Genomic DNA, 10,158 nt, shown 5'->3' on the forward strand with positions numbered 1-10,158 from the left:
ACTCAGAATATATTCTCCATGATTTTACCGGGAGAATCCTTTCGAAATCCCAGATCAGGAGTATTCCTTTCTTTCTCACTTCCCAAATAAAATGCAATCATATCAATAAACTCACTGTTGGTCGGTCTGTATTCCAGAGGATATCCGGCAATCTGTTCCAATCTTTCTCTGTGATTTTCCCAACATACATTTACAATTGTGCGGATATCATGCTCAATATTGGACGGTTTAGATTTGAATTTCTTTGCAAGCCTTGGATAAATGTCCTTTGTAATTTTCATAGGACGCTCCTGAAATTCCATTGTCATATGTATGGCTTCTGCCACAAAATAATATCCTTTGTATTTTGATGTTGCACCTAATCTACGTATCGTTCCGTATACCTCTCTCATTTTTTGTCCCTCCCACAATAAGTTACCTTTTGTATGTGCCTTTCGCCATGGAATTCTCTTCTGGATATCAGCACAACCGTTGTTCCCGCAATGCAGTTAACAATCATTCGCCTCTACATATAATACGAATGAAATTTCCCTTTTTTAGCTTTTTGAGACAAAAAGTAAGAAAATTGTAATACTTTTTAGAATTTTCGAAATTTAAAAATACCACATAGCTGTTTCACAAAATGAGACCGTTGCTCTATTTTGTTTTATAGACTTTACGAAAAAACAGATATTCGAATGTGATCACTCACTTCGAATATCTGTCTTCTCAACAATATTATGTGAAAGGGCTTTCCCTTTCATTTTCTCAATAAACGGACATGTCACCTATCAGCGACATCGCCATATATGAAAGGATGCTTATTTTGTCAGCATAAGAAGAATCTCATTGCTTCTCTGTACAAATCTCGTCATCTCTTCCGGTGAAAGCTGCTTATGGCTTAACATGGCAAGATCGTACAGTTCCTCGCAGATCACAGGAGTCTTCTCAGAATCCTTATTACCTGCTACAAACTGAACCAACGGATGTTTCGCATTGAGGACCAGTGTCTCCTGTCCACCAAACATGGATGGATCCATACCGTACATATTGTACATCTTCATCATATCCTGCATACGGCGGCTCTCCTCAGAAAGAGTCATCATTGCAGCAACCTTCTCATTCTTCAGGTTCTCAACCTTTACTTCCAGCTTATCATTCTTCAGCGCACTTCTGAATACTTCTGTAAGAGTTTTGGAAGTCTCTTCATCTGCAGCACCATCCTCGCGAAGTTCTTCGGAAAGGTCTGCATCAATTCTCTTGAACTGTATGGTCTGGTCTTTCTGCTCCAGGTGAGAAATAAATGCACTGTCAATATTGTGCTTCAGAACAACTGCATCCTTCTTTGCCTCACGGAACATATTGATATACTGGCTCTGCTGAACCTCATCTGTTACATAGAAGATGGTTGTCTTCTCCGGCTCTTTCTTATCCTCTGCAGAGTCTTCTTTCTTCTCTTCTGTAGACTCCTTTGTCTCCTCAGCCTTAGTCTCTTCCTCTGGCTTCTTATTTTCCTCGATGCAATCCTTCAGAGTAAGATATTTGCCATCAATGTTCTTAAAGAGAATATAATCACTCATCTTATCCGCAAATTTCGCATCCTTGATGCAGCCGTATTTGATAAATGGGCTGATGTCATCCCAGTATTTCTCATAAGACTCGCGGTCTGTCTTACACATTCCGGTAAGCTTATCAGCAACCTTTTTGGTAATATAATCGGAAATCTTCTTTACAAATCCATCGTTCTGCAGTGCAGATCTGGATACATTCAGCGGAAGATCCGGACAATCGATCACACCTTTCAGAAGAAGCAGGAATTCCGGAATTACTTCCTTGATATTATCTGCGATAAATACCTGGTTGTTATAAAGTTTAATGGTTCCTTCAATGGAATCATATTCTGTATTGATCTTCGGGAAATACAGAATACCTTTCAGGTTAAATGGATAATCCATATTCAGGTGGATCCAGAACAGAGGCTCCTTATAATCCATAAATACCTTGCGGTAAAATTCCTTGTATTCTTCGTCTGTGCAGCTGCTTGGATGCTTCATCCACAGCGGTTCCGGATCACTTAAGGATACTGGACGTTTGTTGATCTTAACCTTATCCTTGGCAGGAGATACTTCTACAATTTCTTTCTCGCCCTTGTCATTCTCCTTCTCTTCTGTCTTGGCATCCTCATGGATACGCTCTACAACGACATCATCCTCGCGAAGCTCAGACTCCTCAATGGTCTCATATTCCTGAGGAGCATTCTCCTTGGAAAGATAGATATTTACCGGCATGAAGGAACAATATTTCTCGATTACTTCTCTCATGCGGTATTCATTGGAAAATTCTGTGCTCTCATCATTTAAAAACAGGGTAATCTCTGTACCAACGGTAGTCTTATTGCCATCCTGCATATCATACTCGGTACCGCCGTCGCAGGTCCAATGTACTGGTGTAGCACCCTCTTTGTAAGAAAGAGTATCAATCTGGACTTCGTCTGCTACCATAAATGCAGAATAGAATCCAAGTCCGAAATGACCGATGATCTGGTCATCTGTTGTCTTATCTTTATATTTGGAAAGGAACTCTGTTGCTCCGGAAAAAGCAATCTGTGTGATATACTCTTCTACTTCATCAGCTGTCATACCAAGGCCGGTATCAACAAACTTCAGAGTCTTCTCTTCCGGGTTCACAATAACATGCACTTCTGCTTTATAATCATCTGGAAGTGTGTATTCACCCATAACATCCAGTTTCTTTAATTTCGTAATCGCATCACAGCCGTTAGAAATCAGCTCTCTTGCAAAAATGTCATGATCAGAATATAACCATTTCTTTATAATTGGGAAAATATTTTCACTGTTAATTGATAAACTACCATGCTTCTCAGCCATGCAGCTCACTCTCCTTTGTCTTCTTAATTATATCAACTATAGTAATACCAAACTGACTAAAAGTCAAGAAAAATTTAGCACTCATTTTAAATGAGTGCTAGCAATGTTGTGGGTGGATAATAAATCCTATTTTTTACTTTTATGCATAGAAGAAGGAGTACCATTAACGGTACCCCTCCGCCCTTTCTATTCAGCCTTTTCTATTTCCAACAAGGTGAACACTTATTATTTCTTTTTATTACGATAAACAAGAATTCCTGCAATCAGCACAACTGCTACGATCAGAATGATCACAAATGGAAGGATTGGAGTGTTATCTCCAGTCTTTACTGCTTTCTTCTGGTTTGCATCGGTTTTATCTGCTGCTGGTGTCAGTGTCTGGTTCGGGGAAGCGTTTACGGTAAAGCTAACTTTCTTAGTATCCTGTGTACCAGTGTTTACCCAGTTGCTTCCATCGAATTTCTGCTGATTGTAGGTAACAGTCAGTGTATAGCTGCCAGTCTTACCCATACGGAAGGTCGCAGAATATGGAGCGCTGTCCCAGCTTCTCGCTTCAAGAACTTCCCAATTGAGTGGCTGATATCTTACATCCCCTTTGATCGGATTTTCAATATCCATTCCTGCACCAACTGCTGTGAAGGTAATCTTAGTCTCTGTGGTATATGCACCATCAGAACTGATTCCGGTAATGGTATTATTCGCTGCATCTGAAACAATTGGTCCACGCTTTACAGACACATTTGCAGATACTACCAGACTGAGGTTATCCGGATTGGTAACGCCATCTGGAAGAACAACAGTACCATTTACAGAGAATTTCTGTGCCTCAGCACTGTTCTGATTATATGCGCAGCCCTTTACATCCCATTTTACAGATGCATTCATCTCACCTTTATTGGTAGTGATCTTAACGGTTCCTGGAAGCTGTAATCCATCTGCGGATTTCTCTACACCATTTGCCACAGTAATATCTGATACCTTGCCAACTGCGGTAAGCTTGGTAGCAGCTTCTGTAACAGTAAAGCCTACCGGGATATCGTAGGAACCAAGCTGATCTGCTCTAATAGAAATTGTCTCATTATAAGTTCCTGCTGCAAGTCCTGCAATTGGAGCTACTGTAAAGGACGCTGCCTGGCCAGCATTTGCCTCCAGCTCTGTCTGGGACGGAGTGCTTACTGCAAATGCGTTTCCGCTTACTGTTACAGTAATTCCTGTAAGTTTTACATTACCATTGTTTGAAATATTAACTGTTTTAGCTGCCGGAGCTTCTGTGTAGCCAGCTTCTTTGCTGTCGAAAGTAACCTCTGTCACATCTGTAGTAAGGGAAGGTGCTGGCTGTTCCTGTACTGTGTAGGTTACCGGAATGGTAAGTAATGTATCCTTGGATTCTGCATTTGTGATAATAATATTATCGGTTACAGTTCCTACAGCAGTGGTATCCACCGGCTGTACGGTCAACACAGCTGTGCTTCCATCAGCTGGTAAATCTGTTCTATCAGATGTAGCCTGTACTTTTCCGCTTTCTGTGGAAACTTCAAAATTTACAGTTCCTGTTCCATTATTCTTTATGGTAACAGTTTGGGTGATTCCGTCAGTTCCTGTGCCCTGGGTAATGGTTGTAGCTGAGAAATCTACGGATGTTACACTACCATCCGCAAGCTTGATATCCGGCACATTCTGAACCGGTTCCTCCGGTGTAGCTGGATCTTCCGCCGGTGTGGTCGGATCCTCTGCTGGCGTAGCCGGATCCTCTGCTGGCGTAGCCGGATCTTCTGCGGCTGGCTCCTGTGGGTCTGTATTGCCATCGTCTTTCTGAGAATCTTCTACTGTAAGATTTGCTGTGAAGGATAATGCGACACCCTCCTCAGTTGTATAAGTGATCGTATCACTGTAAGTTCCTGCTTCAGTACCCTCTCTTGGCATAATCCATGCGTCAACAGATTCGCCAGCTGCAAGAGAAGTCAGATCCTGCACCATAAAATGCTCCGGGCTGATTTCCTGGAAATTAAGAGTACCTGTACCAGTATTCTTAATAGTGACTGTCTTCATCATAGAGCTTTCTGCATCTGCCTGTGTAAAACCAGCCTGTACAGTACCAAAATCAAGAACGGTATCTCCACTCTCAGTTACAACTTCTGCTGTGTATACCGGAGCTTCCTGTGCAGGAGTCTCTTCTGCAGGTGTTTCCTCTGCTGGAGCTTCGCTCTGGCCATTTTCAGGGATTTCCAGATAATCTTCGGTTCCAATATCGATCACGCTGTCATCGGTACTGCTGTCCTGTACACCAGTGTTATCCTCTGTCGGATCTTCTGCTGGCTGCATCACATCCTCAGATGAATCTGTAGGTTCGCCACCAAGCTCAATAACTTCATCCTGCTGGGCATCAGCTGATGCATCTCCAGCTACCTGTGCGCCCTCATCAGTCTGTCCCTCTTCTGAAACATCTTCTGTTGGAACATCCTCTGTTGGTTCTTCTGCTGGTGCAGCTTCCTGCTCACCTTCTGGAACCTCTGTGGTCTCTTCTGGAGCTTCTTCTGGTGTAGCTGCGATCTCCACTGTGTTCGCTTTCAGCTCACCGGTTACTCCCATCTCAGATTTTCCAGTAATCTTCAGCTGGATCTTATTTCCCAGATCCTCATCTGTAAGCTTATAGGTCTTCTCTGTACCAACTTCTGTGAGCTGGTCCCCTACTTTTCTTGACCAGGAAAAACTTACATAGTCATCTGTAAGCCCTTCTGGTGAAGCTTTCGTATAATCTGCACTGAGTTCAGATCCTACTGCTGCTGTTCCTTTGATCTTCAGCTTTCCTCCAAGCTCTCCTTCCGGCACTGCTGATGCAAATACCAGAGATGGAAGCAAGGAAAGCATCATAAGAAATGTCATAACCATTGCTATAATTTTCTTAGGTCTCATATGCCATCCTCCTTTACATTCCCCTTTAGGCTGACCTGTAACATTATTGTAACATATTTTAAATATTTCCACAAGCATTTTTTATACCTTCGTAAAACTGGATAATGCCTGTTTCCTTGTTTATGGTCATTATAGCAATCTGTTTTTATGCTTATGTAATTTGAATTTATCTGGCAGGAATCAGCCCTCCACAATAAGATATTTCCCACCTGGAAGGGCAAAAACCTCACTGGCTTCTTCCAGTTCTTCCCTGCTCATGCCGTCCACATCGGCTCCCATTCCGGACAGATATCTGCGGACTTCGTCGATAGAATCTGCGACAACCGCCATACAGTCTTCCAGAAATTCTTCTGCCTCCTCATAAGTTTCTGCCACCGGCTCATCAAAAAGCTGCTCCTGTTTTTCCAGAAATGTCTGGATACATTCTTCTGAATACATTTTTCCTATCTCCTGTATATTTATATTTTTATCTCTTAACCCTTACAGTTTTCTCGTAAACATCCAGTATATCTTCCGGAGTGTCAACAAGATCATCCGCGCCATTTTCCTGAAGCTCTTCTTTCTCTCTATATCCCCACAGAACACCAACGGTATACATTCCAGCAGCTTTTCCAGTCTGCATATCCGTACCGGAATCGCCGAGATACATACACTCTTCCGGGAGAACCAGAAATTGGCTGGCTATTTTTAACGGACCATCTGGAGCAGGCTTCTTTCGGACTGTCTCGCTCTGTCCCATAACCGCATCAAAAATATGATCACCAAACATTCTCTCCACTACTTTTACAGCCGCCTCGTGAGGCTTGTTTGAGCATACACCAAGTTTTACGCCTCTTTTTTTTAGTTCCTTTAAGGTTTCCGGCATACCTGGATAATGCTGGATCTTATAAAACGGATCCTTGTCAAATTCTTTTCTATACAGAGCTCTTGCTTCTTCATAATGAACCAGCTCCGGATCTCCGGCATCGGCCAGAAGTCTTTTTACAAGCATATCTGCTCCATTTCCGCAATAATATCTGTAATTCTCAACAGGCATCGGATTCAGGCCATATTTCCTGACCACCATATTTCCTACTACTGCCATGGAATCCAAAGTATAAGCTAAGGTTCCATCCAGATCAAAAATACATGCTTTTATCATTTTTATTCCCCTTATATAGTTATTCCAATTTTCTTAAGTTCATATACCAGTCTTCCAACCGGAAGTCCCACTACATTATTGTAGTCGCCACAGATTCCTTTTACATAAATTCCAAATTTTCCCTGGATTCCATAGCTGCCAGCTTTGTCCATAGGTTCTCCTGTGCTTATATATTCCATAAGCTCTTCTTTTGAAACCGGGTAAAACTGCACATCTGTTTTCTCACTGAACGTATGAGGCTTCCAGGTATCCTTTTTCTTTACCAGAAGCGTGACGCCTGTATAAACCTGATGTGCCTTGCCCTGAAGTCTGGATAACGTATCCAGAGCGTCCTTTTCATCCACAGGTTTTCCCAGAATTTTCCCCTCAAACGCAACCACCGTATCTGCGCCGATGATCAGACAGGGCTCACTTTCCTGCAAAAGCTTCCCCGCAACTGCCATAGCCTTGTCAAAAGAAAGCTTCTCTACCATTTCTGCCGGATCCGTCAGATCGGTTTTCTCTTCCCCATCGCTTACCACTACCGAAAATTTCAAACCGGTCCTTGCAAGCAGTTCTTTTCTTCGTGGGGAGCCCGAAGCTAAAACAATTTTCTCCATAATCTCTCCTTTTCTGTCTTAACAGTATAACCCTCCCTTTATACTGGTGCAATGATTTTTTTCTTTTCTTTTTGTCTGAAAAGTATTACAATATAAGCAACTCCATTCTGCCAGACCAGATGGAAAATACCGAAAGGAGCAGACAATATGGCAAAGATAAACAAGTATTGGGGTATGGTTGCACTTGGTGCAGTAACTGCAGCCGCAGCCGGAGCTATAGCAGCTACATTTGCAAAACGCAGGGCATTGGAGGAAGCAGCTGACCTGGAAGAAGATTTTGAAGATGAGCAGGAAACCAATGAGCAGCCTGAAGAGAAAGAGGTCCGTGAAGATTTTGTATCCTGGGAAGCAACCTCTGAAGAAACTGAAGCAGAAGCAGGGGAATGCGCTGATACCGAAGCAGCCGAACCCCTTTCAGATGACACCGATACAGAAACTGACGAGACAGCAGATGAAAGCGCTGTAGATGAGGCACTGGAAGAAGCCCAGAAAGCAGCCGAAGAATTCGAAGAAGATTTAGCTCAGGCGTCAAAAGAACAGGATGAGGAAGAAGCATCTATTCATATTGACTAACCAGCACAGGGTTGAACCAAAATACTATTAATTCCAAAAGTCCCATGACATCAGATTATATTCCTGTCTGTATGTCACGGGACTTTTGTTTATATTTTTAAGATTTTCACTTTCTATCAGGCTTTTGGAAGCTTGAAAGAGCTCTTAAGGGATACAATACGGTTAAATACAGGTACACCTTCCCTGGAATCATGGATATCTGCACAGTAGAAACCATTTCTTACAAACTGATAGCTGTCCAGACCTTTTGCCTTAAGAAGCTCTGGCTCAACATAAGCAGAAACCTTAACAAGAGAATTCGGGTTCAGGTTCAGCTCACCTGTCTCTTTATCATAAACACCCTTTTCTTCATCAACAATGTTCTCATAGAGACGTACCGTAACCTTGCCAGCATTGGAGGCCTCCACCCAATGAATGGTTCCTTTTACCTTACGTCCGTCAGGTGCATTTCCACCCTTTGTCTCTGGATCATAAGTGCAGTGTACTGCTGTAACATTTCCAGCATCGTCAGCCTCATATCCGGTACAGGTAACGAAATATGCGTTCATAAGACGTACCTCTGTTCCAACAAAGAGACGTTTATATTTCTTCGGAGGCTCGACCATGAAGTCTTCTCTCTCGATATAAAGTTCTTTTCCAAATGGAACCTTTCTGGTTCCAAGTGCCTCATTCTCCATATTATTCGGGGCATCCAGATATTCCACCTGTCCTTCCGGATAGTTATCAATGATCAGCTTAACCGGATCAAGAACTGCCATATAGCGGGGAGCCTTTAATTTAAGGTCCTCACGGATGCAGTACTCCAGCATTGCATAATCTACAGAACTGTCTGCCTTGGATACACCGCAAAGCTCAACAAACTTCTGAATGGATTCCGGCGTATAACCACGGCGGCGTAAACCGGAAATAGATACCAGTCTTGGATCATCCCATCCATCCACAATACCAGTCTCAACCAGCTTCTTGATATAACGTTTACCAGTTACCACATTGGTCAGATACAGTTTTGCAAACTCGATCTGTTTCGGAGGATGTGGGTATTCCAGTTCTCTTACTACCCAGTCGTATAACGGTCTGTGATCTTCAAACTCCAGAGTACAGATAGAATGGGTTATTCCCTCAATCGCATCTTCGATAGGATGCGCAAAATCATACATCGGATAAATACACCAGGTATCCCCTGTTCTATGATGACTTACATGGGCAACACGGTAAATAACCGGATCACGCATGTTCATATTCGGAGAAGCCATATCAATCTTCGCTCTCAGAACCTTCTCTCCATCTGCGTATTTGCCCTCTTTCATTTCCTCAAAAAGCTGAAGATTCTCTTCCACACTTCTGTTTCTGTATGGGCTTTCCTTACCTGGCTCCTTTAAGGTTCCACGGTACTCTCTGATCTGGTCAGCAGTTAAGTCACACACATATGCTTTTCCCTTTTTGATCAGTTTCACTGCTGCTTCGTACATCTGTCCAAAATAATCGGAAGCAAAGAACAGTCTGTCTTCCCAGTCAGCTCCCAGCCATTTGATATCCGCTTTAATAGACTCTACAAACTCAGATTTCTCCTTGGTAGGGTTGGTATCATCAAAACGCATATTAAATTTACCATTATATTCTTTCGCCAGTCCTGCATTCAAAAGGATAGACTTGGCATGTCCAATATGAAGATATCCGTTTGGTTCTGGCGGGAAACGTGTATGAACGGTGTCATAAACTCCTTCTGCCAGGTCTTTATCAATAATATTCTCAATAAAATTTTTGGAAACCTTTTCGTTCTCCATGGTTCTCCCTCCTGAAATCAACTCTTTTATAGCCAAAAAACATACTATTATTAGTCTTAGTTGATTTATCTTATCATAAATAAATGGAATTTAAAAGTTTTTCTTACAAAAAACTTGATTTTTCTATTGTTTTATGAGAAAATAATAGTTTTTATCATAAAAAAAGTCCTTGATATATAATCAAGGACTTAAAGCTGATGACGGGAATCGAACCCGTGACCTCCGCCTTACCAAGGCGACGCTCTACCGACTGAGCCACATCAGCACTCTTGTGCCGCAGC

Annotated in this window: 8 protein-coding genes and 1 tRNA gene; 1 reads left to right on the top strand and 8 read right to left on the bottom strand. The window is 42.3% G+C overall.

Annotation, left to right across the window (positions count from 1 at the left end):
• Nucleotides 1-2: 2 nt before the first annotated feature.
• The 6 genes from LIQ05_RS10075 to LIQ05_RS10100 form a co-directional block, all read right to left on the bottom strand.
• A complete protein-coding gene (locus LIQ05_RS10075; RefSeq protein ID WP_226820410.1) occupies nucleotides 3-392 on the bottom strand; it encodes a sporulation initiation factor Spo0A C-terminal domain-containing protein in 390 nt (129 codons plus the stop codon).
• A gap of 408 nt (nucleotides 393-800) precedes the next feature.
• Nucleotides 801-2,867, bottom strand: a complete 2,067-nt coding sequence (htpG, locus tag LIQ05_RS10080) for a molecular chaperone HtpG (protein WP_226820411.1) — start codon at nucleotides 2,865-2,867, stop codon at nucleotides 801-803.
• A 225-nt stretch (nucleotides 2,868-3,092) separates the two neighbouring features.
• Entirely contained in the window at nucleotides 3,093-5,780 is a 2,688-nt protein-coding gene (locus LIQ05_RS10085) for a hypothetical protein (protein WP_226820412.1), read from the bottom strand.
• A 180-nt stretch (nucleotides 5,781-5,960) separates the two neighbouring features.
• Nucleotides 5,961-6,218: a glyoxalase gene (locus LIQ05_RS10090; protein ID WP_226820413.1), complete on the bottom strand. Its 258-nt coding sequence runs from the start codon at nucleotides 6,216-6,218 to the stop codon at nucleotides 5,961-5,963.
• A 28-nt stretch (nucleotides 6,219-6,246) separates the two neighbouring features.
• Nucleotides 6,247-6,921, bottom strand: a complete 675-nt coding sequence (locus LIQ05_RS10095) for an HAD family hydrolase (RefSeq protein ID WP_226820414.1) — start codon at nucleotides 6,919-6,921, stop codon at nucleotides 6,247-6,249.
• 11 nt (nucleotides 6,922-6,932) lie between these two features.
• Entirely contained in the window at nucleotides 6,933-7,520 is a 588-nt protein-coding gene (locus tag LIQ05_RS10100; protein ID WP_226820415.1) for a Maf family protein, read from the bottom strand.
• Between the two features lie 147 nt (nucleotides 7,521-7,667).
• Here LIQ05_RS10100 and LIQ05_RS10105 point away from each other — a divergent pair, with 147 nt between their 5' ends.
• Nucleotides 7,668-8,093, top strand: a complete 426-nt coding sequence (locus tag LIQ05_RS10105) for a hypothetical protein (protein ID WP_226820416.1) — start codon at nucleotides 7,668-7,670, stop codon at nucleotides 8,091-8,093.
• Between the two features lie 116 nt (nucleotides 8,094-8,209).
• Here LIQ05_RS10105 and LIQ05_RS10110 read toward each other — a convergent pair whose 3' ends face one another.
• Entirely contained in the window at nucleotides 8,210-9,877 is a 1,668-nt protein-coding gene (locus LIQ05_RS10110) for a glutamine--tRNA ligase/YqeY domain fusion protein (RefSeq protein ID WP_226820417.1), read from the bottom strand.
• Between the two features lie 192 nt (nucleotides 9,878-10,069).
• Nucleotides 10,070-10,142 (bottom strand) — tRNA-Thr (locus tag LIQ05_RS10115).
• Between the last annotated feature and the right edge of the window lie 16 nt (nucleotides 10,143-10,158).

It is taken from the genome of Blautia glucerasea, assembly GCF_020537505.1.
Classification (GTDB): domain Bacteria; phylum Bacillota; class Clostridia; order Lachnospirales; family Lachnospiraceae; genus Blautia_A.